Genomic DNA, 25,730 nt, shown 5'->3' with positions numbered 1-25,730 from the left:
CCGGCCCGTCCCGGGGCGGCGGTGCCGGTCAGCGGGCGAACGGCTCCAGCATCACCGCGGCCGCCTTGAGCCAGGCCTGCCGGGTCTCCGGCTGGAGCTGGTGGTACTCGATCGACGAGCCGGTCTCCAGCGCCGGGTCGTACGGCACCACGGCGACCGCCCGGGTCCGGGTGGCGAAGTGCCGCTCCAGGTCGTCCTGCAGCGACGTCCGGCCCGGCGTCGGGCAGGAGATCAGGGTGACCGCGTTGTCTGCCAACTCCCCCATCCCGACCTCGTGCAGCAGGTCGAGCATCCAGTCCGCGCTGAACGCGGCGTCCTCGCGCGGCACCGTGGTCACCACGAGCTGGTCGGCGGCCTGCATCACGGTCCGCCAGTTCGGGCTCTCCACGTTGTTGCCGGTGTCCACGCAGACCACGTCGTGGGTGCGGCGCAGCAGTTCCAGCACCCGCTTGACGGTGAACTGGTCGAGCCGCTGGGCGAACCGCGGGCTCTCCTCCCCGGCCAGCACGTCGTACGAGCCGTCGGAGGCGTGCCGCAGGTAGTCGTCGAGGTGGTGCAGCAGGGTGTCGCCCTCCAGGATCTCGATCTGCGCGAGGTCGCTGATCAGATGCCGGATCGTGCGGGCGTGCCGGGCGCTGCCGGCGCGCAGGCCGAGGGTGCCGCGCAGCTCGTTGTCGTCCCAGGCGAGCACCCCGCGGCCGCGGACGCTGCCCACGGTGGCGGCGGCGAGCACGGTGGCGGTGGTCTTGTGCACCCCGCCCTTGGGGTTGGCGAAGGCGACCACCCGGGGGGTGCCCAGCTCGCGGCGGAGCACGCCGGCGGCCCGCTCCAGCTCGGTCTCCGGGGCCGGGGCCCGCCACTCGACGCGGGCCGACTCGATCCGGGCCGGATAGCCGTCGGCGACCGCCGGCGGCGGGTAACTGGCCGGTGCCGGGGCGGCCGGCTCCGGCGGCTGGTAGGCCGGCTCCGCCGGCTGGTACGTCTCGGGGCGGTAGCCGCCGTTGTCCAGCAACGCGTACCGGGACTCGATCGGCGGGGGATCGTGCTGGTAGCCGTTGTCCAGGACCGCGTACCGCGACTCGACGGAGGCGGACCCCCGGCGCGGCTCGCGGTCGGGGTAGCCGGGCTCCGGTTCGGCCCGGTACGCCGGTTCGGCCCGGTACGCCGGCTCCGCGCCGTAGGACGGCTCCGCGCCGTAGGACGGCTCCGCGCCGTAGGACGGCTCCGTGCCGTAGGACGGCTCCGTGCCGTAGGACGGCTCCGCCGGATGGGCCGGCGGCGCGCCGTACGACGGCTCCGCCCGGTAGTGCGGCTCGGCCTGGTAGCCGGGGTCGACCCGGTAGGCCGGCTCGACCCGGTAGCTCGCCCCCACCCGGTAGCCGGGATCGGCGCCGTACGACAGCTCGGCGGGATGCCCGATCGCCGGTGCCCGCCCGGACCAGCCGCTGGCCGGGCCGGGCAGCGGATCGGAAGGCGGCGCCGACGGCTCATCGGCACGGCGGTCGGCCTCGGCCTGCTCCGCGCCACGGCCGCCGAGCCGGGCCCGGTCGAGCAGCGCCCGCCACCGCGGTGCCGGCTCAGCCTGCCGGCCCCAGCCGGTTTCGCTGCCGTCCAAGGCTCGCCCTCCCCAGCCACATCGATCTCCGCCTGACAGGCTACGAACGAAACCCTATTCGGACCACACCCGTCCGCGCACATCCCCCGGTGGGCATGCTCACCGGTGTGCCGCCCCGGCGCCACCGCCGGCCGCGTCCGGGGAGGTCGGGGCGGTGCTGGCCGGTGCTCCGCCCGGCGCGGGCCCGCCCGAGCCGGGTGAGGGACCGCTCACGCTGCGTGCGGCTTCCGACGAATCGCCCACCGCCGGGACATCGCGCGCGGGCGTGCCGGACGGCCCGGTCAGCGCCGCGTCGGCCGGCGGCCGGGCCAGATCGCGCTGCTCGGGCAGCGGCGGAGTGAAGACCGTCCGGTCCAGCCGGATGACCTCCGGCGCCGGGTCGACGGCCCGCACCCCGGGCCGGGCCGCCAGACCGCGGAGCCCGTCCGCAGTGGTGCGGATCACCGCCGCGTACACGCAGGCGCAGCCCGAACGGTACGCCGCCGCCTCCTCGGCCGCGACCCGGGCACCCGTGTCGTACAGCCGGCGCAGCTCGGGGTCGGCGGACGCGGCGGGCGCCGCGGCGCGCGTCCGGTAGTCGGCGGCCTCCCGGTCCTTGCGCTCGGCCACCTCGGCCATCCCGGCGACCACGTCCTGCGGCACGCGCAGCGCGGCGACCCGGACGATCTCGGTCTGCCGGCCGGCCAGCGGCACCCGGGCGACCACCGCCGAGACCGGCGCCCCGCCCAGGGTCGCCGCGACCCGCTGCGGGGTCAGGTACGCCGAGAAGGAGACCAGCGCGTACGTGCCGGTCGCCGGCGGTTCGGCGTCGGTCAGCCGGGCCAGTTCGTCGGCGGCGGCGCGCAGGTACGCCGGCACGGAGGCGCCGGCGGCCACGCCGACCCGGGTGACCTCGCCGACGGTCCGGTCCCCCACCGGCTCGCGCCGCTCGGTGCGGGCGGCGGTGACCAGGACCGCGACCGCACACAGCAGCGCCGTTCCGGTCAGCGCCGCGGACCTCGACAGCCGGCGACGCGGGCGCGGCGGTACGGCGGCGGGCACGGGCATCCCCTCGTCGGGCGTCGGCGGGTCGGCGCGGCGGTCAGTCGCGCAGGATCTCCAGCGCCCGCGCCAGGTCGTCAGGGTAGTCGCTGACGAAGCTGACCTCGTCGCCCGTGCGCGGGTGCGCGAAGGTCAGCGAGCGGGCGTGCAGCCACTGCCGGCTCAGCCCCAGCCGGGCCGAGAGGGTCGGGTCCGCGCCGTAGGTGAGGTCGCCCACGCACGGATGGCGCATGGTGGAGAAGTGCACCCGGATCTGGTGGGTGCGGCCGGTCTCCAGCCGGACGTCGAGCAGGCTCGCCGCCGGGAACGCCTCCAGGGTGTCGTAGTGGGTGATGCTCGGCTTCCCGCCGGTCACCACCGCCCAGCGGTAGTCGTGGTGCGGGTGCCGGTCGATCGGCGCGTCGATGGTGCCGCGCAGCGGGTCGGGGTGGCCCTGCACCACGGCGTGGTAGCGCTTCTCCACCTCGCGGTACTTGAAGGCCCGCTTCAACGCGGTGTACGCCTGCTCGCTCTTGGCCACCGCCATGATCCCGGTGGTGCCCACGTCGAGCCGGTGCACCACGCCCTGCCGCTCGGCGGCCCCGCTGGTGGAGATCCGGTGGCCGATCGCGGCCAGCCCACCGATCACGGTGGGGCCGGTCCAGCCGGGGCTGGGGTGGGCGGCCACCCCGACCGGCTTGTCCACCACGACGATGTCGTCGTCGGCGTAGACCACGGTGAGGCCGGGCACGGCCTGCGGGATCACGGTCGGCGGGGCGACCGGGGCGGGCAGGGTCACCTCCAGCCAGGAGCCGGCCTTGACCTTGTGCGAGTTGGCCCGGACCGTGCCGTCGACGAGCGCGTCCCCCGCGTCGACCAGCGCCGCGGCGGCGGTGCGGGAGAGCCCGAAGAGCCGGGACACGGCCTGGTCCAGCCGCATCCCGTCGAGGCCGTCGGGCACGGGCAGGGAGCGGTGGTCGCCGCCGGCGGCGAAGGCCGAGGTCATGCCCGCCCCCGCTGCTCGCTGCCGGTGGTCGCCCCGACGTCGGGCGCCGCCGTGCCGGCGGGCTCGTCACCGGCCCGGCGGCCGTCGCGCTGCCGGCCGGTCAGCTCCAGCACCACGGCGACGACCACCCCGCAGACCAGGGAGCTGTCGGCCAGGTTGAACACCGGCCAGACCTGCCCGTACGGGTCGAAGAGGCTGACCATGTCGACCACGTGGCCGACGAAGTGGCCCGGGGCGCGGAAGATCCGGTCGGTGAGGTTGCCGAGCGCCCCACCCAGCACCAGGCCGAGGGAGACCGCCCAGGGCATCGACCGCAGCCGCACGGCCATCCAGCCGATCCAGGCGATCACGCCGATGGTGATCAGCGGGAAGATCCAGGTGTGGCCGGAGCCGATGCTCCACGCCGCGCCGCTGTTGCGGGTCAGGGTGAGGTAGACGGCGCCGCCGAGCAGCGACACCGGCCCCCGGCCGGTCAGCGCCGTCAGCGCCCACTGCTTGGTGACCAGGTCGGCCACGAGCGCGACCAGGGCGACGCCGAGGAGGACCCCGATCGCCCGAGGTCGGGGCGTGCCGCCGCCCGTCTCAGCGGTGCCGGCTCCGGCGGGCGGTGCTGCGGTCATCTGCTCCCCATCGACGCTCTTGGCGGTGATCGCTCACCGTCTCCACTCCGCCGCCGGGGAGCGGTCCTAGCGCCGCTCCTCCAGCTGCTTGCAGGTCACGCAGAGGGTGGCCGACGGGAAGGCGGCCAGCCGCTCCACCGGGATGGGGTTGCCGCACCGCTCGCACCAGCCGTAACCACCCTCGTCGAGCCGCTCCAGGGCGCGCTCGACCTGCGTGATCCTTTCCAGAATGCTGTTGGCGAGTGAGATCTCCTGCTCGCGCTCGAACGTCTTGGTGCCGGTGTCGGCCTGGTCGTCCCCGGCCGAGTCGGTCAGCCGGTCGCGCTGCAGCTCGGTGATCTCGCTCAACGTCTGATCGTACTCGGCGCGCAGCTCGTCGCGCCGGGCCGCCAGGGCCGCCCGGATCTTCTCGGTCTCCGCCGCGCTGCGGGTGGCCTTCGCCACCGGCTTGCGGCCGGCGGTCCTGGTGTCGGCTGGCTTCGCCATGGTCAGCTCCCTCAGCCGCGGATGTGCGGCGGTCGGCGGTGCGGTGCGGTAACTGGGCAGGGGCCACCGGCGTGGGCGTCCCCGTGTACAAAACGGGCGCACGGCGACGAGGGCCGCGCACTCCGGAGGGTGGCAAGAATACGGAACGTACAGGCGTCCGACAACGTGCCGCACCGTTGCTCCGTTATTCAGCCCCGGACAGCCACCAATCGGGGCAAAAGGAACGCTAGCAGATTATTCGTCCGGATCCTCGCCGTACTCGCCAAACCATCGGGCCAGCCGACCCCGGCGGCTGACCGCCCGCAGCCGCCGCTCCGCCTCGTCCCGCACCTCCGCGGTGGCGACGATCAGCAGGCTGTCGCCGACCTTGAGACGGGTGTCCGGCCCGGGCACGAAGCCCGTCCCGTCGCGCAGTACCAGGGTCACCGAGGCGCCCACCGGCAGCCGCAGCTCGTCGACGTGCACCCCACCGAGCCGGGAGCCCGGCGGCACCTCGAGCTGGAGCAGATCCGCCCGCATCCGCTCCAGCGGCGCCGTATCGACCCGGATCTCGGCCGCCTCCGCCGGCGCCGTCACCCGGAGCCGGCGGGCCGCCGGGGCGAGGGTGCCGGCCTGCACCAACGTGAAGATCACCACCAGCACGAAGACCGCGTCGAAGAGCCGGTCCGCCCCCGGCACCCGCTCCGACAGCGGAATGGTGGCCAGCACGATCGGCACCGCCCCGCGCAGCCCCGCCCAGGACAGGAAGGCCTGCTCGCGCAGGGCGAAGCGGAACGGCAGCGCGGAGATCGCCACCGACAGCGGCCGGGCGGCCAGCACCAGGGCCAGGCCGGCCACCACCGCCGGCAGCACCGCGGCGTCCAGCCGGCTCGGCGAGACCAGCAGGCCGAGCAGCACGAACAGGCCGATCTGGGCCAGCCAGGCCAACCCGTCGGCGAAGCCCAGGATGGCCTGGCGGTGCGGCAGCCGGGCGTTGCCGAGCAGCACCCCGGCGACGTACACGGCGAGGAAGCCGGAGGCGTGCAGCACCGACCCGGCGGCGTACGCCAGCACGGTGAAGCCGACCACCGCGATCGGATAGAGCCCCGCCGAGGGCAGCGCGGCCCGGCGCAGCGCCCACCGGCCGGCGATCCCGGCCGCCACCCCGACCGCCGCGCCGACGCCCAGCTCGTACCCGACCAGCAACGCCTCCGACCACCAGGGATGCGCGGCGGGGGTGGCCCGGGACAGCAGCACCACCAGGATCACCACCGGGGCGTCGTTCATGCCCGACTCCGCCTCCAGGGTGGCCACCAGCCGCGGCGGCAGGCGCAGCCGGCGCAGGGTGGCGAAGACGGCCGCCGCATCGGTCGAGGAGAGCACCGCGCCGTAGAGCAGCGCCAGCCGCCAGTCCAGGCCGAGCAGCAGATGCACGACCAGGCCGACGACCAGGATGCTGACCAGTACGCCGACCGTGGAGAGCACGGCGGCCAGGCCGAGCACCGGGCGCAGGGTGCTCCACCGGGCGCTGAGCCCGCCCTCCGCGATGATCACGATGAGCGCGCAGAACCCGAGCACCCGGGTCAGCTCGACGTCGTCGAAGCGGATGCCAAGGCCCGCCTCTCCGATCGCCACCCCGAGGGCGAGGTAGACGAGCAGACTGGGCACCCCGAGGCGGGTGGAGAAGCGCACCGCGCCCACCGCCACGAGCAGGACGGCCGCGCCGACCAGCAGCGCGAGATCCAGCCCGGGGGTCATCCGCGGCCGGCCCGGGCGGCCCTCACTCGGCCGATCCGTCGCGGAGCCGGCGCAGCACCCCGGGCAGCTCCGACGACACCCGGTCGACCAGAAAGAGCTTGTCGCGGCTGGCCGCGCCGGTGCGCAGCGACACCGCCGCCGGGCGTACGCCCAGCGCGTCGGCGAGCGCACGGCGGGCCGCCTCGGTGGCCCGGCCGTCCACCGCCGGGGCGTGCACGGCGATCACCAGGGCCGGACCGTGCGGGCCGTCGAAGCGGCCACCCACCCGGGTCCGGGAGGCACCGGGCTTGACCCGTACGGCGACGGTGAGCGTGTCGTCCATGGCCACCGGGACGCTCAGCTCGGCCATGCGTCGGCGAGCAGGGCGCTGACCGGGGCGCACCGGGCGCACGGGGTGAAGCCGAATTCGACCGCCTCGGCCACCGGCATCCGGGACGGCGGCCGGTCGAGCAGGTGCGGACAGGTCGCGAGGTGGTATCGGGGCCTGCCCTGCACCACGTGGACCGGGGTGGACAGCTGGGCGACGAGGGCGGCCTCCTCGGCCCCGACCTGCTGGATGTCCGGCTCGTCGACCGGCACCTCGTCGGTGCCCGGCCCCGGCGCCGGCCTCGGTCGCAGGTCCGACCCGGACGGGGGCTCGGGTGGTTGCCGCCACCCGTAGCCGACCGTCGGGGGAACGTGCTGAACGGGAATGTCCGGCTCCTGCGCCGGCGGGCCGTAGGCGGTCCCCTCCGACGGCTCCCGAGCCGGCGCACCGTGCGCGGTGCGGGACCCGGTGGGCCAGCCCCGGCGCGGCGCCGTCCGATCCGTCGCCCGGCCGGCGGTCGCCTGGCGGGCGCCCACGACGAGAGCGACGGCGGCCAGCAGGCTGGCCGCGATGGAGATGATCAGCAGCTGACTGGACCCGCCGGCCAACCCGGCGACCAGGAGCACGACGGCGACGAGGATGAGCAGGATGCTGGCGACTATCACGGCTCACCCCCGCCGCATCGGGTCGGTCTGCGAGCGGTCGGCGGCCGTCGCGGGGACGGCCGCCGACGGCGGGATCAGCGGCCGGACTCGAGCGAGCCCGAGCGACCGCCACCGTACGAGCCGGCGAGGCTGGCGGCGGCGAGGCCGTTGCTACCAGCACCGGAGCGGTTGCCCTCGGTGCGGTTGACCTCGGCCTCCAGGCCCTGGGCCCGGCCGTCGAGGTCCCGCAGCTGGCTCTCCAGGTACGCCTTGAGCCGGGTGCGGTACTCGCGCTCGAACTGCTTGAGCTCCTCGATGTGCTTCTGCAGCGCGGTCCGCTTGGCGTCCAGGCCGCCCATGGCCTCCTGGTGCCGCTGGCGGGCGTCGCGCTCCAGCGCGTCGGCCTTGGCGCGGGCCTCGCGGGTGACCTCCTCGGCCTTGGAACGGGCCTCGGAGAGCAGCTGGTCGGCCTCGCGGCGCGCGTCCGACACGTGGTCGTCGGCGGTGCGCTGGGCCATCATCAGCACCCGGAGGGCCTGCTGCTCGCCGTCACCGGCGGCGGCCGGGCCGCCCTGGGCGCGGACCTGCTCCAGCTCGGCCTGCATCGCCCGGGCCGCCTGCTCGGCGGCCGCCTTGTCGCGCTGCACCCGGTCCAGCTGGGCCTTGACGTCGTTGAGCTCGGCCGCGAGACGGGCGTCGCCGCCGGGGCCGGCGGGAACGGGGCCGCGACCGCCGCGCTCCACCTGGGCGCGCAGCTCGTTGTTCTCCTCGATCAGGCGGGCGAGCTCGCGCTCGACCTCGTCCAGGAAGGCGTCGACCTCCTCCTCGTCATACCCCCGCTTGCCGATCGGCGGCTTTTTGAAGGCGACGTTGTGGACGTCGGCCGGGGTCAGCGGCATCGAAACTCCTCGGGTCAGTTGCGGCCGCGAAAGCGTGCTGCTCAGGAAAACTCCCAGATCAGCGGCTCTAACACAAACCTCATCAGCACGAACAGGATAACCAGGAGCACAAGTGAGGCCAGGTCGATGCTCACGGTACCAATTCGCAGTGGTGGGATCACACGCCTCAACGTCCGCAGGGGCGGATCAGTGACGCTCCACACCGATTCCAGTCCCGCCGATGCTCCCCGTCCCGGTTGCCAGCGGCGACCGTACGCGAGAACGGCCCCGAGGACAAATCGGGCCAAGAGTACGAGCAGGAAGAAATATACGAGCAGGTACAACACCTGGAACAGGATCGACAACACGGTCAACACAGGCGACGTCCCTCGGTCGGGCGGGCTAGCTCAGGCTGAAGAAGCCGCCCTCGGCGATCTTGGCTTTGTCCTCCGCCGTGACCTGGACGTTGGCTGGTGAGAGCAGGAACACCCGGTTGGTCACGCGCTCGATCGTACCGCGCAGCCCGAACGCCAGCCCGGCGGCGAAGTCAACCAGCCGGCGGGCATCCGCCTCGTCCATCTCGGTGAGGTTGATGATCACCGGCACGCCGTCGCGGAAGTGCTCACCGATGGTGCGCGCCTCGCGATAGGTGGTCGGGTGCAGCGTGGTGATCTGGTATCGCTGCTCCTCCTCGGCCACCACCGCGCGCTCCCGCGGCTGGACCTGCGGCGCCAGGGCCAGATTGTCCCGGGTGTGGTACGTCAGCGCGCCCGAGGTCTCGCCGCCGCCCGACCGGGTGATCGACCGGACGCTGGACCGCTCGGACCGCTCGGCCCGCTCCGCCCGCTCGACCTCGGCCCGGTCGGCCTCAGCCGCCCGGCTCGACCCGCGCTCGCTCAGCCGACCCCGGTCGCCCACCCGGCTACGCGCCCGCGGCTCCTCGGACTCGTCGTCCTCCTCGTCGGCGAACTCCTCGGAGTAACGGCTCGACCGGTAACGCGAATCGCGGTAGCCGCCCTTGTCGTAGCCACCGTCCTCGTAGCCCCGCTCGTCGTCTTCTTCGACCAGACCGAGCCAGACCCCCGCCTTGCGCAGTGCACCCATCCCGCGCCCTTCCGTCCGCCGTGCGGCACGCGCCCCCGTGCCGTGTCGCTTGATCACGAGTGGACAACCAATGCCCACCGGACCGGATCAGCAATCCCCTGGCGTGCGATTCGCGGTCCGCCCGCCATGGCCCCCGACAACGGGATGCCGTTCCTGAACAACACCGATGTAATTTGCTTCCTTCGCGGTCAGGCTACCGCAGCGTGGGGCGCATTCCGAGCAACGCGCTGCCGACGCGGACATGTGTCGCGCCGTACCCGATCGCAGTTTCCAGATCGCCGCTCATTCCGGCCGACAGCACCGTCGCCTGGGGATGGTCCCGCCGGAACTGCTCCGTTACCTCCGCCAGCCGGGCGAACGCCCGCTCCGGCTCCCAGCCCAGCGGCGCCACCGCCATCAGCCCGCCCAGCCGCAGCGCCCCCGCGCCGGCCAGCGCCGCGGCCACCGGGCCGAGGCCACGGTCCGGGTCGGTCGAGTCCGGCAGCGCCCCGCCCCGGGCCGGGTCCCCGTCGATGCTGACCTGCACCAGCACGTCGAGCGGCCGGTCCCGGCCGGCCGCCGCCGCGGCATCGAGGGCCCCGGCCAGCCGGACGCTGTCGACCGACTGGACGACGTCGGCGTACCGGACCACCGAACGGCACTTGTTGCGCTGCAACTGCCCGATGAAGTGCCACCGCGGGGTCACCCCGGCCGCCGCGACCTCGGCGGCCTTGGGGGCCGCCTCCTGGTCGCGGTTCTCCCCCACGTCGGCGACGCCGAGCCCGGCCAGGGCGACCACGTCGCCGGCCGGGTAGGTCTTGGTCACCGCGACCAGCGTGACCTCGGCGCGGTCCCGGCCGGCGGCGGCGCAGGCGTCGGCGATCCGGGCCCGCACCTGGGCCAGCCCGGCGGCGAGCTCGGCACGACGGTCGGGTCGCACCGTGGCTGGTGTCTGCGTCATCGGCGCGGCTCAGGACCCGTTCTTGAGGAAGTCCGGCACGTCCACGTCGTCGAAGAGCACCCGGCGCGGCGACTGCTGCGGCGCCGGCATGGTGGCCGGCGGCGCGACCGGCGTGCTGGGCTGCGCCGGCTGGTTCTGGTTCGGCTTGCGGGTCGGCTCGGCCGCCTTGTACGAGGGCGCGCCGCCGTCGAAGCCCGCCGCGATCACGGTCACCCGCACCTCGTCGCCGAGGGCGTCGTCGATGACCGCGCCAAAGATGATGTTGGCGTCCGGGTGGGCCGCGTCGGTGACCAGCTGGGCCGCGTCGTTGATCTCGAACAGGCCCAGGTCGGAGCCGCCGGCGATGGAGAGCAGCACGCCGCGCGCGCCGTCCATGCTCTGCTCCAGCAGCGGGCTGGAGATGGCCGCCTCGGCCGCCTCCACCGCGCGGTTCTCGCCGCGGGCGCTGCCGATGCCCATCAGCGCGCTGCCGGCGCCGCTCATCACGCTCTTGACGTCGGCGAAGTCCAGGTTGATCAGACCGGGGGTGGTGATCAAATCGGTGATGCCCTGGACACCGGAGAGGAGCACCTGGTCGGCGGTCCGGAAGGCGTCCATCATGGAGATGTTGCGGTCGCCGAGCGCGAGCAGCCGGTCGTTCGGGATGACGATCAGCGTGTCGCACTGGTTACGCAGCTCGTCGATGCCGGACTCGGCCTGCACCTGACGGCGCTTGCCCTCGAACGAGAACGGCCGGGTCACCACACCGATGGTCAGCGCCCCGAGCTTGCGGGCGATGTTCGCCACCACCGGCGCGCCGCCGGTGCCGGTGCCGCCGCCCTCGCCGCAGGTCACGAAGACCATGTCGGCGCCCTTGAGCACCTCCTCGATCTCGTCGCGGTGGTCCTCGGCGGCGTTCTTGCCGACGTCCGGGTTGGCCCCGGCGCCGAGGCCCCGGGTCAGCTCCCGGCCCACGTCGAGCTTCACGTCGGCGTCGCTCATCAGCAGCGCCTGCGCGTCGGTGTTGATCGCGATGAACTCGACGCCCTTGAGCCCAACCTCGATCATCCGGTTGACGGCGTTGACGCCGCCGCCCCCGATGCCGACGACCTTGATGACCGCCAGGTAGTTGTGCGGAGGTGTCATCTCCGGTCCTTTCCCTTCGAGATTGGCATGGGCCGACCCCACACGGCTTGGCCAGACCAGCGGTCGACGCAGTTCCCAGCGAGGGCACGGGTCGAAACCCTCACCCTCTACTAGAGGCTCACAGTTATGTCAACCACTGATCCTCTTCGGGGCAACGTAAGCGTCTCCACGCCGAGAGCCAAGGACCCGCCCGGCGTGTCGCCGCCCATAGCGGGACGAGTCACGTCTCCCCGGCCGGCGGGCGCCCCCGCTGACCCGCAGATCACTGGAAGGTGACCACGTCCGGCGCGCTGACGTCGATCGTGTCGGCCTTCCGACCCAGCAGCGCGGTGGCCACCCGGGACTTGTCCGCGCCCCGGGTGGCGTCCCCCCAGACCACTGTGCGGTCGTCGCGCAGGCGCAGCGTGATCCGGGCCAGCCCGGCCACGTCCACCGAGACCAGCTCGGCGCGCAGCCGGGGGCTCAGGGCCGCGAGCACCGCCAGCCCGGCCCGGGTACCCGGGTCGTCCGGCGCGGGCCTACCGACCCGGACCAGCGGCAGCCCGTCCGGGGCCCGGGGCACGGTCCGGAAGACCACCCCGGCGCGGTCGATCACCGCGAACTGCTCGCCCTGCGGCACCGCCGCCACGGCCGTCCGCTCCACCACCCGGATCACCAGCGTGCCCGGCCAGTCGCGGGACACCGACGCACGCTCCACCGGCGCCAGCGCGCCCACCCGCCGGGCGGCCGCCGCCAGGTCCACCCGCGCGAGGGGCTCGTCGTCCCGGACCGCCACCGCCTCCCGTACCTCGACCGGGGTGACCAGCTTCGCGCCGACCACCCGGACCTCGCGGACGCCGAACAGGCCGGTGCCCAGCACGGTCCAGGCGAGCAGCCCGGCCAGCCCCAGCACGCCGGCCACCACCGCCCAGGGCAGCGCCGCCCGCATCCGGCGCTGCCGGGCGCGGGCCATGAACCGCCGGGTGGACGGGGGGACCGCGTCGGTGTTGGCCCGGACCAGCTGCCAGCGTCGCGCCGGGCCACGCCGGCCGGTGCCGTCCGGGCCGGGCGTGCGACCCCGGGCCGGCCCGGGGCTCATCCGGCAGCGGCGGCCGCGCCGTCCGCGCCGACGGCGGTGCCCACGGCCGTCGCGCCGCCGGCCCGGGCGAGCAGGGCGTCGATCAGCAGGTCGCCCATCAGCGAGATGGGCGGCGCGCCCATGGTCACCACGACGTCGCCCGGGCGGGCCCGCCGGGCCACCTCGGCGGGCACCTCGTCCCACGAGTCGACGAAGACCTTCCGGTCGGCCGGCAGCGGCACCGCCTCGATCAGCGCCGCCGCGCCCTCACCGGGCTGGCGCAGCTCACCGGGGCCGAAGACCTCCAGCAGCACCAGCTCGTCGGCGATGCCGAGCGCCGCCGCGATCTCCGCCTGCAGGTCCCGCGTCCGGTAGAGCCGGTACGGCTGGAAGACCACGATCAGCCGGCCCTCCCCGGCCACCTCACGCAGCGTCTGCAGGGCCAGCGTCATCGAGGTCGGGTGGTAGGCGTACTCGTCGTAGACCAGCACGCCGTCCGCGACGCCCTTGCGCTCGAACCGCCGCCGCACGCCGGGGAACGCGCCCAGCGCCGCTTCGGCCGACTCGACCGGCAGCTCCAGCAGGTACGCGGCGAGCACCGCGGCGGCGCTGTTGAGCCCCATGTGCCGGCCCGGGATCGGCAGCCGGACCTCGCCCAGCGACCGGCCCTCGACCTCGGCCAGGTACCGCACGCCCTGCGCGGAGGAGGCCATCTCGCTCAGCCTCAGGTCGGCGTCGGCCGCCTCGCCGTACGTCCACACCCGGCGGCCCTCCGCGCGCAGCGTCTCGGCCAGCCGCCGGCCGCCCGCGTCGTCGGCGCAGGTGATGATGAACCCGTCCGGGTCGGTGAGCCGGGCGAACTCGGCGAACGCCGCCTCCAGGTTGGCCAGGTCGCCGTACGTGTTGAGGTGGTCCGCCTCGACGTTAGTGATGATCGACACGTACGGGCGGTAGATCAGGAACGACCGGTCGCTCTCGTCCGCCTCGACCACGAAGTACTCGCCGGTCCCGTGGTGCGCGCCGGAGCCCACCTCGGAGATCTCCCCACCGATCACGAAGGACGGGTCGGTGCCGGCCTGCTGGAGCACCATGGTGACCATGGACGTGGTGGTGGTCTTGCCGTGGGTACCGGCCACCGCCACCGTCCGGCGGCCGGTCATCGCGGCGGCCAGGGCCTCGGAGCGGTGCAGCACCCGCAGGCCGCGCCGGCGCGCCTCGACCATCTCCAGGTGGTCCTGCGGGATCGCCGAGGAGTAGACCACGGTGTCCACGCCGTCGAGGTTGGTCGCCTCGTGACTGGAGTGGATGGTGCCACCGAGCGCCCGCAGGCCGGCCAGGGACGGCCACTCCCGCAGCTCGCTCCCCGAGACCGGCAGGCCCCGGGTGAGGAAGAGCCGGGCCAGCCCGCTCATGCCGACCCCGCCCACCCCGATCAGGTGGATCCGGCCCAGGTCCTCCGCGGTGAGCGTGCCGGCGGGGGTGAACTGCGCGGTGTTCATGAGAGGCACCTTCCCGTCGCGACGGTCCGCATCAGCGGGCCACCGCCTCGTAGACGAAGTTCAGCAGCGCGACGTCGCCGTCCCGCCGGCCGTACCCGGCCGCGGCGGCGCCCATCGCGGCGAGCCGCTGCCGGTCCCGGATCAGCGGGATGACCGTCCGCTCCAGCCAGTCCGGGGTCAGCTCGGCGTCGTCGACGAGCAGTCCGCCGCCGGCCTCCACCACGGGCAGCGCGTTGCGCTTCTGCTCCTGGTTGCTGTGCGGGTACGGCACGTAGATGGCGGGCAGCCCGATCGCGGCCACCTCGGCGCAGGTCATCGCCCCGCCCCGAGCCAGCATCAGGTCGGCGGCCGCGTAGCCCAGCTCCATCTCGGACAGGTAGGGCAGGGTCACGTACGGCACCGGCAGGTCGGTGGGGACCGAGACCGGCTCGTTGCGGGCGCCGATGACGTGCAGCACCTGCACGCCGTTGCGGGCCAGCTCCTTGGCCGCTCCGGAGACCGCCAGGTTGATCGAGCGGGCGCCCTGCGAGCCGCCGGCCACGAAGAGCACCGGCAGGTCGGGGCGGAGTCCGAAGTGGGCCCGGGCGGCGTTCCGCATGGCCGCCCGGTCCAGCCCGGCGATCCCCCGGCGCAGCGGCACGCCGACCACCCGGGCGTCGCGCAGCGACTCGGCCTGCACCGGCTGGTGCGGGAAGCCCACCGCGACGTTCTTGGTGAACTTCATGCCGAGCCGGTTGGCCACGCCCGGGGGCACGTTCACCTCGTGGATGACGATCGGCAGCTCGCGCCGCCAGGCGGCCAGGTAGCCGGGGACCGAGACGTACCCGCCGAAGCCGACCACGGCGTCGGCCTGGACCTCGTCGATCACCTTGCCCGCCGCGCGGGCCGCCTTCCACATCCGGTCCGGGGTGCGGACCAGGCTCATGTTCACCGAGCGGGGCAGCTGGTAGGCCGGGATCTGCCGCAGGTCGTAGCCGGCCGGCGGAATCAGCTCGTTCTCCAGGCCCTTGGGGGTGCCCAGGCAGGTGATCCGGACGCCCGGGTCGTGTCGGCGCAGGCAGTCGGCGAAGGCCAGCAGCGGGTAGATGTGCCCACCGGTACCCCCTCCGCAGAGCACGACCGAACGCAGCGGACCCATCAGCGTCTCCTCTCGCTCGCCGTGCCGGCGCGCGCCCGGCTCGGCCGGGCGCCGCGGGCCGCGGCCTGGTCGTCGGACCGCCGCACCCGGGACCGGGGTACGGACCCACGGTCGGCCGGTGGCGGCGCCGGTCGGCGGCGCCGGCCGGGAAGCGGCGGCAACGGGGCCCAGACTAGTCGGACCCATCGGGCCGGTGGACGGGCATGCAGGGCTCGGGCCGCGTCGGGCTCCGCGCGGGCGAACGAGGCGAGCATCCCGACCGCCGCCAGGGTCACCACCAGGGCGCTGCCGCCGTCGGAGATGAACGGCAGCGGCACGCCGGTCAGCGGCAGCAGCCCGCTCACCCCACCGATGTTGATCACGGCCTGGCCGATCAGCCAGGCGGTGACCCCCGCGGCGGCGAGCCGGCGGTACGGGTCCTCCACCCGCCGGGCGATCCGCAACCCGGTGTACGCCAGCACGGCGAAGAGCACCAGCACGACGGTGCAGCCGACCACCCCCAACTCCTCGGCGAGGATCGCGAAGATGAAGTCGTTGTGCGCCTCGGGCAGCCAGCCGAACTTGAAGCTGCTCTTGCCCAGCCCGACGCCGAACCAGCCGCCGTGCTCGATGGCGTTGCGGGCCTGGACGATCTGGTAGCAGTTGGTCTCGAAGCACTTCGCCGGGTCGGACTGGTTGAGGAACGAGGTGAGCCGGGCCAGCCGGTAGTTGTCGGCGTCGCGCGAGCCGGAGCCGGCGCCCAGCGAGGCCGCGGCGACCAGCAGGCCGACGCCGGCCAGGCCGACCGCCGAGAGCGCGGCGAAGACCTGCAACCGGACGCCGGCCGCCCAGAGCAGCCCGACGACCAGGGCCAGCAGGCAGAGCATGCTGCCCAGGTCGTTGTAGCCGACCAGCACGAAGAGCAGACCGACCACCGGGAAGAGCGGGGCGGCCAACTCCTTCCACCAGCCGAGCGCGGCGCCCTTGCGGGCCAGCACGTGGGCGCCCCAGAGCGCCAGGGCGAACTTGGCCAGCTCCGCGGGCTGCACCTGGATCGGCCCCAGGAAGAGCCAGAGCAGCTCGGCGTGCAGCGGGCCGACCGACTTCACCTCGAACAGCGACTCCAGCGCGACCAGCAGGTTGAGCACGAGCAGCAGCACCACCGCCACGCCCAGCGCCGGCCGGCCCAGCGCGCGGAAGGTGCCGGCCGGCAACCGCTGGCAGGCCCAGAACGCGACGATGCCGATCACCGCGAAGATCGTCTGCTTGACCAGGGAGGCCGACGCGTCGCCGCCCTCGGCGTAGTCCTTCACGCTGGTCGCGGAGAAGACCATGGTCAGGCCGATCAGCAACAGCAGGCCGGCGCTGGAGAGCAGCAGGTAGTAGGAGGCCAGCGGCCGGGCCAACAGGCCGCGCAGCGCCGCCAGCCCGCCGGCCGCGTCCAGCCCGAACAACGCGCCGGGCGGTTCGGCCGGTCGGGCCACCGCGGGTGGTCGGCGGGTCTGGGTCTCGGTCGCGCCCTCGGTGTCTCGTTCCTCCCCCACCCGCCCATCATCGCGGCTGGGCCGGCCCGCCCGTGGCGCAACCGGTCGGTCGGCGTGTCGGAACGCGAAAGGGAGGAGCCACCCGGGCCCCTCCCTGTCCGCGTCGCCGTCCCGGCTCAGGTCACCGCGGCGAGGAACTCGCTGTAGAACAGGCCCAGCGCGATCGCCACGCCGATGCCCGCGATGATCCAGAACCGGACCACGATGTTGACCTCGCTCCAGCCGGCCAGCTCGAAGTGGTGCTGCAACGGCGACATCCGGAACACCCGCTTGCCGGTGGTCCGGAAGGAGATGATCTGGATCACCACGGACATCGTGATGATCACGAAGAGCCCGCCGATGATCGGCAGCAGCAGGACCGTCCGGGTGGACATCGCCATGCCGGCGATCAGACCGCCCAGGCCCAGCGCGCCGGTGTCGCCCATGAAGATCCGCGCCGGCGAGGTGTTCCACCACAGGAAGCCGACACAGGCGCCGGCCGCCGCCCCGGCGATCAGCGCGATCTCCAGCGGGTCCCGGACCGCGTAGCAGTACGCCTCGGTGTAGTTCGGGTCGGCGCACCAGTGCCGGTACTGCCAGAAGGCGATCAGTGCGTACGCGGCGAGCACCATCACCGAGGCGCCGGTGGCCAGGCCGTCCAGGCCGTCGGTGAGGTTCACGCCGTTGGTGGCCGCCATCACCACCAGGATGATGACGATCACCGAGGCGACCTTGCCGATCTCCAGCGCCGGAATGTCCCGGATGAAGCTGAGCGTGGTGCTGCCCACCGTCTCCGCGTTGGTCCGGGCACCGGTGGCGTCGTACATGGTGCTCGGGAAGTAGAGCGCCACGATGCCGAAGATCGCGCCGACGATGATCTGGCCGGCGAGCTTGCCGCGCTTGTTCAGGCCGCCGCTGTGCCGCTTGCGGACCTTCAGGAAGTCGTCGATGAAGCCGACCGCGCCGGAGAAGACCATCAGACCGAGCAGCACCAGCGCGGTGATGGTCGGCTCGACCTGGGCGATCTGGGCGTCCGGCAGCGTGGTCAGGGCGAGGTGCCCGGCCACGTACGCGATCACCGTGGCCAGGATGAAGACCACGCCGCCCATCGTCGGCGTGCCCTTCTTGCCCTGGTGCATGGCCGGGCCCTCGGCCCGGATCGGCTGGCCGGCCTTCAGCCGGGTGAACACCTTGATCGCGATCGGGGTGCAGAGCAGCGAGATCAGGAAGGCGACCCCGATGGCGACGATGACCGCCCTCATCGGGTGACCCCCCCGGCGGCCTCGCGCAGCGCGTCGGCCACTTCCCAGGTGCGGTACCGGGAGCCCTTCACCAGGACCACGTCCCCCGGACGTAGCTCGCCCCGCAGCACCTCGACGGCCGCCGCCTGATCGGTGAGCAGCACCGACTCTCCTCCCCAGTCACTTACCGCTGTCGCGCCCTCGTGGATCGGTGCCGCCGGCTCGCCCACCACGAGCAGCCGGTCGACGCCCAGCTCGGCGGCCAGTCGGCCGACCTGCTGGTGCCCCTCCCGTTCGAAGTCGCCCAGCTCGGCCATGTAGCCGAGCACCGCGACGGTACGCCCTGTCCCGCGCAGCGCCGCCAGCGCCCGCAGCGCGACCGCCATCGAGGCCGGGTTGGCGTTGTACGAGTCGTCGATCACCGTGACCCCGTCGGGGCGCTCGAAGACGTCCATCCGCCGGGTCGAGACCAGCCCCAGCTCGCCCAGCGCGACGGCCAGCTCGGCCAGGGGCATCCCCAGCTCGCGGGCCACCGCCGCGGCGGCGAGGGAGTTGGACACCTGGTGCCGGCCGGTCAGCCCGAGCCGCACCGGCGCGCTGCCCTCCGGCGTCACCAGGGTGTACGCCGGCCGGCCCCGCGCGTCCAGCGTCACGTCCACCGCCCGCAGGTCGGCGTGCGCCGCCTCGCCGTACCGGACCACCCGGGCCCGGGTGCGGCCGGCCATCGCGTCGACCAGCGGGTCGTCGGCGTTGAGCACGGCCAGCCCGTCGGCGGGCAGCGCCTCGACCAGCTCCCCCTTGGCCAGCGCGATGGTCTCCACCGAGCCGAACTCGCCGAGGTGCGCGACCCCCACGTTGAGCACCACGGAGATCCGCGGCGGCACCACGTCGCAGAGGTAGCGGACGTGCCCCACCCCGCGGGCGCCCTTCTCCATCACCAGGTAACGGGTCTCCGGGCCGGCCTGCAACGCCGTGTACGGGTGCCCCAGCTCGTTGTTGAACGAGCCGGGCGGCGCCACCGTCGGACCGAGCCGCACGGTGAGCTGGGCGATCAGGTCCTTGGTGGTGGTCTTGCCGGAGGAGCCGGTGAGCCCGATCACGGTGAGCCCGGGCAGCCGGTCGACCACCGTCCGGGCCAGCCGCCCCATCGCCGCGAGGGTGTCGTCGACGAGCACCATCGGCACGCCCGGCACCTCCCGGGTCCCGAGCACCGCCACCGCGCCGGCGGAGACCGCGCCGGCGGCGTAGTCGTGCCCGTCCACCTTCTCCCCGGGGAAGGCCACGAAGAGCCCGCCGGGGATGACCTTGCGGGAGTCGAACTCCACGGTGCCGGTCACCCGGGCGTCCGGATCGGCGGCGACCAGCCGCCCGTCGACGGCCGAGGCGACCTCGGCCAGGGTCAGCGGGATCACCGTCGACCCGCCAGGTCACCGAATCGGGCGCGCAGCGCCTCGGCCAGCTCCACCCGGTCGTCGAACGGGAGGACCTCGCCGGCGATCTCCTGGCCGCGCTCCTGCCCCTTGCCGAGCAGTGCCACCACGTCGCCCGGCTCGGCCAGCCGGACCGCCTCGGCGATGGCGGCCCGCCGGCCGTCCACCTCGACGATCCGGGCCTTCGTCCCGGCCGCGTACGCCCCGGCGAGCACCTCGGCCCGGATCGCCGCCGGGTCCTCCGTGCGCGGGTTGTCGTCGGTCACCAGCACCACGTCGGCTCCCTCCGCCGCGGCGGCGCCCATCACCGGCCGCTTGCCCCGGTCCCGGTCGCCACCCGCGCCGATCACGCAGATCAACCGGCCGATGCTCAGCTCACGCAGCGCGACCAGCACGGCCTCGATCGCGTTCGCCTTGTGCGCGTAGTCGACCACCCCGCGCACCGGCGCCTCGCCGCTGACCAGCTCCAGCCGCCCGGGCACCCCGCCGCACGCGGACACCCCGGCGCTCGCGGTGGCCGGGTCCACCCCGGCGGCGACCAGGGTGGCGACGGCCAGCAGCGCGTTGGCCACGTTGTGCCGCCCGGGCAGGGCCACCGCGGTGGGCAGGGTCAGCCCGTCCGGGCCGTGCACGGTGAACCGCTGGGCGTACCCCTCGCCGGTGATGTCGGCGGCCCACCAGGTGGCGGTCGGGTCGCCGGCCGACGAGAAGCTGACCGTGTCCGGCTTGAACAGCGGGCGCAGCGCCGGGTCGTCGAGGTTGAGCACCTCGACCTGACACCGCCCGTCGAAGAGTTTCGCCTTGGCGGCGAAGTAGTCCGCCGAGTCGGCGTGGAAGTCCAGGTGGTCGGAGCCGAAGTTGGTGTAGCCGCCGACGGTGAAGCGGACCCCGCCGACCCGCCCCATGGCCAGGGCGTGGCTGGAGACCTCCATGACCACCGCGCTCACCCCGCGCTCCCGCGCGACGGCCAGCATGGCGTGCAGGTCGGTGGCCTCCGGCGTGGTCCGGACGCTGTCGATTACCAGATCGCCCAGCCGGGTCTCCACGGTGCCGATCAGGCCGGTGGTGTGGCCGGCGGCGCGCAGCCCCGACTCGATGAGGTAGCTGGTGGAGGTCTTGCCGGCGGTGCCGGTCACCCCGATCACGGTCAGCTCCGCCGTCGGGTCGCCGTAGACGGTGGCGGCGACGTCGCCGAGCACCGCGCGAGGGTCGTCGACCACCAGCGTCGGCAGACCCGCGGTGGCGGCGAGTCGCGCGCCGGCCGGGTCGGTCAGCAGGGCCACCGCGCCGGCCTCGGCCGCCCCCGAGGCGAACTCGGCCCCGTGCCGGCGGGCGCCGGGCAGCGCCGCGTACAGGTCACCGGGGCGGACCTCCTGGCTGGCGTGGGTGACCCCGGTCACGGCCACGTCGGGGGCCCCCTCGGGCGGCGCGACGGCCAGCCGCGCGGCGAGGTCGCCGAGCCGGACGGGATTCACGGTACGGGGACGTGGATTGCCGGGCACGGCGTCAGACCCTACCCGGTCGTTCGGTTCCGACCGCACAGCCGCCCCGGTGGTTCGTCGCCACTCACCGATGATGTCCCGTCCGCCCCGCTCAGCGCGGAAAGACCTCGAACTCCGGGGACCGGTCGACCGCCGACGGCGGCACCCGGTAGTGCCGCAGCGTGTAGCCCATCATCTCGCGGAAGGCCGGCGCCGCCACCGCGCCGCCCTCGCCGCCGGGGCTCCACACGAACACCGCCACCACGTACCGGGGGTGCTCGGCCGGGGCCATCCCGATGAACGAGCCGACCTCGCCGGGCTGCTGCACGCCGTCGGCGTAGCGCAGGCCGGTGCCGGTCTTGCCGGCGACCCGGTAGCCGGGGACCTTGGCGGCCAGCCCGGTGGCCGAGCCCTCCGGACCGTCGACCGTGGTCACCGCCTCCAGCAGGGTGCGCAGCGTGGCGGCGTTGGCCGGGCTGAGCACGGACCGGGTGACCGGGGTGGGGCCCGGCGTCCGCTTGCCGTCCGGCCCGATCACGTCCTTGATGAGGTGCGGCTGCACGTACGTCCCGTCGTTGGCGATCGCGGCGTACGCGGCGGCCATCTGCAACGGCGTGGCGTCCACGCTGTGACCGATCGGCACCGAGCCTTCGGCCGACCCGCTCCACTGGTCGGCCGGGAGCAACCGCCCGGGGGCCTCCCCCGGCATCCCCTCACCGGTGGGCTGCCCCAGCCCGAACCGCTTCTGGTAGTCGATCAGCCGGTCCCGGCCCAGCTTGTCGGCGATCTCGATGGTGCCCACGTTCGAGGAGAACGCCAGCATGCCGGGGATGCTCATCTTCCGCCCGTTCGCCGGGTGGGTGTCGCGGAAGGTGACGCCGCCCTTGACGATCGTGTTGGCGACGGGGAATGCCGTGTCCGGGGTGATCACGCCCTCCTGGAGGGCCGCGCCGTAGGTGATCGCCTTGTGGATCGAGCCCGGGTCGACCACGAAACTGGTCGCCGCGTCCTCCCGGTCGGCCGGCTTGCTCGGGTCGGGATCGGCCGCGTCGTAGGTGGGGTAGCTGGCCTGGGAGAGCACCTCGCCGGTGGGCACGTCGATGATCACGGCCGCGCCGACGCTGCCCTTGATCTGGGCCATCTGCGCGCTGAGGATCCGCTGCGTCTGGAACTGCAGGTCCCGGTCGATGGTCAACCGGACCGAGCTGCCGGGCTTGGGCTGGGTGGTCCGGCTGTAGCCGCCGGGGATCGGCGCGGCCAGGTCGCCCTGCCCGACCTCGTAGGTCTTCTTCCCGGCCTGGCCCTGGAGGAGGTCGTCGTACCTCGCCTCCAGCCCCTCCAGCCCGACCATGTCCTGGCTGACGAAGCCGATCAGGTTCGCGCCCAGGTCGCCGCCGGGCACCTCACGGCGCTCGTCGCGGTGCACGCCGATGCCGGCCAGGTCCAGCGCCATGATCTGCTTGGCCCGGGGGATGTCGACCCCGCGGGCCAGGTACTCGAACTGGGACGGGGTCCTCGTGCCGGGCAGGGCGCGCTGCTTCATCCGGTCGGCCAGCTCGGAGACCGGCTTGCCGAGCAGTGGGGAGAGCAGCCGGGCGGTGGCGAACCGGTCCTTCACCCGGGTCGGGTCGGCGAAGACGTACCGCGCCTCGACGCTGTGCGCCAGCGGTTCGCCGGTCCGGTCGTAGATCGCGCCGCGCGGGGCGGGCAGGTCGACCACGGCCAGCCGGTCGGTGACCCCGCCGTCGGCGTACGCCGGGGTGTCCACGGTCTGGAGGAAGACCAGCCGGATGCCGATCGCGGCGAACAGGCTCAGGGTGAGCACCGTGCCCAGCCGCAGCCGGCGACGCGGGTCGGCGAGCTTCGGCGGCCGGCGCGGCTTGCGGGCCGGCCGTCGGGCGGCGGCGGGCCGGTCCGGCCGGCGCGGGCCCGGCCGGCGGCGGGGCGCCGGGGCGTCGTCGTCGTCGAACGGCTCGCGGACCGGCCGCGGCGCCACCGTCCGCACCACGCCGGCCCGGCCGTCCCCGGCGGTCTCCCGGCGGCCGGCGCGGGTGGCCCCGGCCCGGCCGCCGTCGAGCACCTGCAAGGCGGGCCGGAACGGGTCGCCGGAGCGGCTGCTGCGCGGGGTACGCCGCTGCTCGGCGCCCCCGCCCTCGCGGATGGTCCGCCCCCGGGGCGTGTACGCCCGGGCGTCGGAGATCCCGCCGACGCCCGGCTCGCCGGAGCGCGGGTCGGCGCCCCGGCCGCCCCGGGACGAGCCGCGCCGGGAGCCCGTGGGGTCCCGGCGCGGTTCCTCCGATCTCGGGGGCACCTGACTACCCTCCGTTGCCCTGCTGGCTGGTGACGGCCGGGGTGCCCTCCGCCGGGTGCGGGACGCCGATCATCTTGCCGTCCGGCAGCCGGATGTACGCCGGGTCGTCCGACTCCACCAGGCCGAGCTTGCGGGCGTTGGCGGTCAGGTTGCCCGGCGCCTTCTGCTCGGCGATCTCCTTCTCCAACTGCTGCTGGTCCACGTCGAGCTTGGCCTGCTGCTGCTGCAGCTTCTCCAGCCGGAAGGCGTTCTCATTGATCTTCGTGTTGACCAGCAGGATGCCGAGCACCCCGCCGACCACCAGCACCAGGATCAGTCCGACGAACGGCGCCCGCGGCACGGAGACCGGCGGCGGCGGGGCGACCCGCAGCCGGGGCGCCGTCGCGGTGCTGGCCTTCGCCTGCTCGGCCGGCCGCAGCGCGGCGCTGCCCTGGGTGGGGAACTCGCGCGCCCCCCGGGCGCGAGTCTCCTCCCGGCGATCGAGCCGGTCGGCTCCCGCCGTCGCGGTCGTGCCGCGCGTGGTGCGCTGCGCCGTGGTCCGGCCCCCCGACCGCGGTGCGCGCTGCCCGATGCCGGTGTCCCGGCCGTCGCGCCTGTTGACGTTCATGTCCCCTCCCCCTTTTCGTCCGTCCCACTGCCGTCCCCGGGGGTCGACCGCGGATCCGCAACGGATCCCGGTGACCCCGTCCCCGGTTGGTGCATCGCCTTCACCCGGCGCCGGTACCGTTCGCGGTCGGTACGCCCCTGCCGGGCCGCCTCCGGGTCGAGCCGTTCCGCGGCTCGCAGCCGCACCGAGGCGGCCCGCGGGTTCGCGGCCACCTCCGCCTCCCCGGGGAGCTCGGCGCCCCGGCTGAGCAGCCGGAACGTCGGGCCCGACCCGGGCAGTTCGACCGGGAGGTCGACCGGGCCCTTACTGCGGACCCGGTCGGCGAGCGCCTGCTTGGTGAGCCGGTCCTCCAGCGAGTGGTAGGACAGGACCACCATGCGGCCGCCCACGTTGAGCTTGTCGAGCGCGGCCGGCAGCGCCGCCTCCAGCGCTGCCAGCTCCTTGTTTACCTCGATCCGTAAAGCCTGAAACGTTCTCTTTGCCGGGTGTCCCCCGGTTCGTCTGGCTGGTGCCGGAATGCTCTCCCTGACCAGCTCGGCCAGCCGCGCCGACGAGGTGATCCGGCCGCGCTCCCGCTCCCGGATGATCGCCGAGGCGATCCGCCCGGCGAACTTCTCCTCGCCGTACACCCGCAGCACCCGGGCCAGGTCCGGGTGGGCGTAGGTGTTGACCACCTCCTCGGCGGTCACCCCCCGGGTCTGGTCCATCCGCATGTCCAGCGGCGCGTCCTGCGCGTACGCGAACCCGCGGTCGGGCACGTCCAGTTGCAGGGACGAGACGCCGAGATCGAAGAGGATGCCGTCGATCGCCCGGTACCCCAGCCGGTCCAGCACCTCGGGCAGCTCGTCGTAGACGGCGTGCTCCAGGTGGATCCGGTCGGCGAACCGCGCCAGCCGGGCCCGGGCGTGGGCGAGTGCCTCGGTGTCCCGGTCCAGCCCGATCAGCACCGTGTCCGGGTGCGCCTCGAGGACCGCCTCGGCGTGGCCGGCGAGGCCGAGCGTCGCGTCGACGTGGACGGTGCGGCCGTTTCGCCCCAGCGCGGGGGCCAGCAACTCGAGACACCGCTCGAGCAGCACCGGCACGTGCGTGCCACGTAGCTCCCCCATGTCGACCCCCACTGGTTGAAACCCGCTTCCGTCTGTCGCGTCCTGTCGTCGCCACGACGCCTCGCCATACCGCCAGATCCCCATCCGCTCCCGCCCGCCGGAGGCCGCGGCCCCCCGATACGGATCGTGCGCCTGGCACCGGGGAAGGGGTGCCAGGAACTCGAAAGCGGCTGGAGATCTCGCAGTACGCCGGGCGTCGCCGCGCCCTACAGACCGCCGGGCAGCACCCCCTCGGAGATGTCGGCGAAGTCGTCTTCGCTCTCCGCGAGGTAGGCCTCCCAGGCCGCCCTGTCCCAGATCTCCACCCGGGTGCTCGCGCCGATCACGACCAGATCGCGGTCGAGGGCGGCGTACGAGCGCAGGTGTCCGGGGATGGTCACCCGGCCCTGCTTGTCCGGGACCTCGTCGTGCGCGCTGGCGAAGAAGACCCGGCTGTAGGCCCGGGCCGCCTTGTGCGTCATCGGCTGCGCGCGCAACTGCTCCGCGATCCGCTGGAACTCGGGCATCGGGAAGACGTAGAGGCAGCGCTCCTGCCCTTTGGTGATCACGACACCCCCCGCCAGCTCATCCCGGAACTTCGCCGGAAGGATCAACCGGCCCTTGTCGTCCAGGCGCGGAGTGTGGGTGCCGAGGAACATCGGCCCAACCCCCTCGCCCTGAGCGACGTTCGCGGCGCCGCTGACCCCCCGGGCCGGTGCGGCCCTCCCGGCCTCACCATTGGCCCCCACTCTACTCCACTTCCCTCCACCCGCAACCGGAAACGCCCGCGTGGCGCGCCGTTTCGGCGGGCAAAAGCGCACGTCAAAGGGGGTGGAGCGGAGTGGAGGGGGCGACCGCCCGCAGCGCGCGTCCGCTACCCGACATTGATCGACTCCG

The 25,730-nt window shown here is 74.1% G+C and carries 24 protein-coding genes; all 24 read right to left on the bottom strand.

Translation table 11 applies throughout. From position 1 onward, the window contains the following. Nucleotides 1-28: 28 nt before the first annotated feature. The gene (locus I8N68_RS10760) at nt 29-1,615 is read right to left on the bottom strand and encodes a MinD/ParA family ATP-binding protein (protein ID WP_200209745.1); all 1,587 of its coding nucleotides are present in this window, start codon (nt 1,613-1,615) and stop codon (nt 29-31) included. Between the two features lie 99 nt (nt 1,616-1,714). Continuing rightward, nucleotides 1,715-2,662, bottom strand: coding sequence for a hypothetical protein (locus tag I8N68_RS10755; RefSeq protein ID WP_372433696.1), 948 nt, complete (start codon nt 2,660-2,662; stop codon nt 1,715-1,717). A 34-nt stretch (nt 2,663-2,696) separates the two neighbouring features. Further along, nucleotides 2,697-3,641, bottom strand: coding sequence for an RluA family pseudouridine synthase (locus I8N68_RS10750; RefSeq protein ID WP_200209744.1), 945 nt, complete (start codon nt 3,639-3,641; stop codon nt 2,697-2,699). Beyond that, entirely contained in the window at nt 3,638-4,261 is a 624-nt protein-coding gene (gene lspA / locus I8N68_RS10745) for a signal peptidase II (RefSeq protein ID WP_200209743.1), read from the bottom strand. The genes I8N68_RS10750 and lspA overlap by 4 nt, the downstream gene beginning before the upstream one ends. A gap of 66 nt (nt 4,262-4,327) precedes the next feature. Beyond that, nucleotides 4,328-4,747 carry a TraR/DksA family transcriptional regulator gene (locus I8N68_RS10740; RefSeq protein ID WP_007463005.1) on the bottom strand — a complete coding sequence of 140 codons (420 nt, stop codon included), beginning with the start codon at nt 4,745-4,747 and terminating at the stop codon, nt 4,328-4,330. Nucleotides 4,748-4,981: 234 nt separating this feature from the next. Beyond that, the gene (locus tag I8N68_RS10735; RefSeq protein ID WP_200209742.1) at nt 4,982-6,484 is read right to left on the bottom strand and encodes a potassium/proton antiporter; all 1,503 of its coding nucleotides are present in this window, start codon (nt 6,482-6,484) and stop codon (nt 4,982-4,984) included. Nucleotides 6,485-6,506: 22 nt separating this feature from the next. After that, nucleotides 6,507-6,833, bottom strand: a complete 327-nt coding sequence (locus I8N68_RS10730) for a DUF167 domain-containing protein (protein WP_234039322.1) — start codon at nt 6,831-6,833, stop codon at nt 6,507-6,509. Further along, nucleotides 6,821-7,456, bottom strand: a complete 636-nt coding sequence (locus I8N68_RS10725; protein ID WP_200209741.1) for a hypothetical protein — start codon at nt 7,454-7,456, stop codon at nt 6,821-6,823. Before I8N68_RS10725 ends, I8N68_RS10730 begins: the two co-directional genes overlap by 13 nt. A gap of 74 nt (nt 7,457-7,530) precedes the next feature. Next, nucleotides 7,531-8,334, bottom strand: a complete 804-nt coding sequence (locus tag I8N68_RS10720; protein ID WP_200209740.1) for a DivIVA domain-containing protein — start codon at nt 8,332-8,334, stop codon at nt 7,531-7,533. Between the two features lie 41 nt (nt 8,335-8,375). After that, a complete protein-coding gene (locus I8N68_RS10715; protein WP_200209862.1) occupies nt 8,376-8,681 on the bottom strand; it encodes a YggT family protein in 306 nt (101 codons plus the stop codon). A gap of 34 nt (nt 8,682-8,715) precedes the next feature. Continuing rightward, nucleotides 8,716-9,417 carry a cell division protein SepF gene (locus I8N68_RS10710; RefSeq protein WP_200209739.1) on the bottom strand — a complete coding sequence of 234 codons (702 nt, stop codon included), beginning with the start codon at nt 9,415-9,417 and terminating at the stop codon, nt 8,716-8,718. Between the two features lie 193 nt (nt 9,418-9,610). Further along, nucleotides 9,611-10,357 (bottom strand): YggS family pyridoxal phosphate-dependent enzyme, encoded by a 747-nt coding sequence (locus I8N68_RS10705; RefSeq protein WP_200209738.1) that lies wholly within the window; start codon nt 10,355-10,357, stop codon nt 9,611-9,613. Between the two features lie 9 nt (nt 10,358-10,366). After that, nucleotides 10,367-11,482: a cell division protein FtsZ gene (gene ftsZ, locus I8N68_RS10700; protein WP_200209737.1), complete on the bottom strand. Its 1,116-nt coding sequence runs from the start codon at nt 11,480-11,482 to the stop codon at nt 10,367-10,369. A gap of 262 nt (nt 11,483-11,744) precedes the next feature. Continuing rightward, a complete protein-coding gene (locus I8N68_RS10695) occupies nt 11,745-12,560 on the bottom strand; it encodes a cell division protein FtsQ/DivIB (protein ID WP_200209736.1) in 816 nt (271 codons plus the stop codon). Beyond that, a complete protein-coding gene (murC, locus tag I8N68_RS10690; RefSeq protein ID WP_200209735.1) occupies nt 12,557-14,038 on the bottom strand; it encodes a UDP-N-acetylmuramate--L-alanine ligase in 1,482 nt (493 codons plus the stop codon). The genes I8N68_RS10695 and murC overlap by 4 nt, the downstream gene beginning before the upstream one ends. 31 nt (nt 14,039-14,069) lie before the next feature. Then, nucleotides 14,070-15,176: an undecaprenyldiphospho-muramoylpentapeptide beta-N-acetylglucosaminyltransferase gene (gene murG / locus I8N68_RS10685; RefSeq protein ID WP_200209734.1), complete on the bottom strand. Its 1,107-nt coding sequence runs from the start codon at nt 15,174-15,176 to the stop codon at nt 14,070-14,072. Then, nucleotides 15,176-16,639 carry an FtsW/RodA/SpoVE family cell cycle protein gene (locus tag I8N68_RS10680; protein ID WP_372433702.1) on the bottom strand — a complete coding sequence of 488 codons (1,464 nt, stop codon included), beginning with the start codon at nt 16,637-16,639 and terminating at the stop codon, nt 15,176-15,178. Before I8N68_RS10680 ends, murG begins: the two co-directional genes overlap by 1 nt. Nucleotides 16,640-16,815: 176 nt before the next feature. Beyond that, nucleotides 16,816-17,940, bottom strand: a complete 1,125-nt coding sequence (gene mraY, locus I8N68_RS10675; RefSeq protein ID WP_200209733.1) for a phospho-N-acetylmuramoyl-pentapeptide-transferase — start codon at nt 17,938-17,940, stop codon at nt 16,816-16,818. Continuing rightward, nucleotides 17,937-19,331, bottom strand: coding sequence for a UDP-N-acetylmuramoyl-tripeptide--D-alanyl-D-alanine ligase (locus tag I8N68_RS10670; protein WP_200209732.1), 1,395 nt, complete (start codon nt 19,329-19,331; stop codon nt 17,937-17,939). Before I8N68_RS10670 ends, mraY begins: the two co-directional genes overlap by 4 nt. Further along, nucleotides 19,328-20,890 (bottom strand): UDP-N-acetylmuramoyl-L-alanyl-D-glutamate--2,6-diaminopimelate ligase, encoded by a 1,563-nt coding sequence (locus tag I8N68_RS10665; RefSeq protein WP_200209731.1) that lies wholly within the window; start codon nt 20,888-20,890, stop codon nt 19,328-19,330. The genes I8N68_RS10670 and I8N68_RS10665 overlap by 4 nt, the downstream gene beginning before the upstream one ends. A 52-nt stretch (nt 20,891-20,942) precedes the next feature. Beyond that, nucleotides 20,943-23,141: a peptidoglycan D,D-transpeptidase FtsI family protein gene (locus I8N68_RS10660; RefSeq protein WP_200209730.1), complete on the bottom strand. Its 2,199-nt coding sequence runs from the start codon at nt 23,139-23,141 to the stop codon at nt 20,943-20,945. 4 nt (nt 23,142-23,145) lie between these two features. Further along, complete coding sequence (gene ftsL, locus I8N68_RS10655; protein ID WP_200209729.1) at nt 23,146-23,748, bottom strand: cell division protein FtsL; 603 nt, start codon at nt 23,746-23,748, stop codon at nt 23,146-23,148. Continuing rightward, nucleotides 23,745-24,854, bottom strand: a complete 1,110-nt coding sequence (gene rsmH / locus I8N68_RS10650; protein ID WP_200209728.1) for a 16S rRNA (cytosine(1402)-N(4))-methyltransferase RsmH — start codon at nt 24,852-24,854, stop codon at nt 23,745-23,747. The genes ftsL and rsmH overlap by 4 nt, the downstream gene beginning before the upstream one ends. A 206-nt stretch (nt 24,855-25,060) precedes the next feature. Further along, on the bottom strand, nt 25,061-25,492 hold the full coding sequence (mraZ, locus tag I8N68_RS10645; RefSeq protein WP_200209727.1) for a division/cell wall cluster transcriptional repressor MraZ: 432 nt from the start codon (nt 25,490-25,492) through the stop codon (nt 25,061-25,063). Nucleotides 25,493-25,730: the final 238 nt, after the last annotated feature.

This window comes from Micromonospora coerulea (genome assembly GCF_016598485.1).
GTDB lineage: Bacteria > Actinomycetota > Actinomycetes > Mycobacteriales > Micromonosporaceae > Micromonospora > Micromonospora coerulea.
Note: the sequence above shows the minus strand (reverse complement) of the source record. Positions and strands in the feature narration are given on the sequence as shown.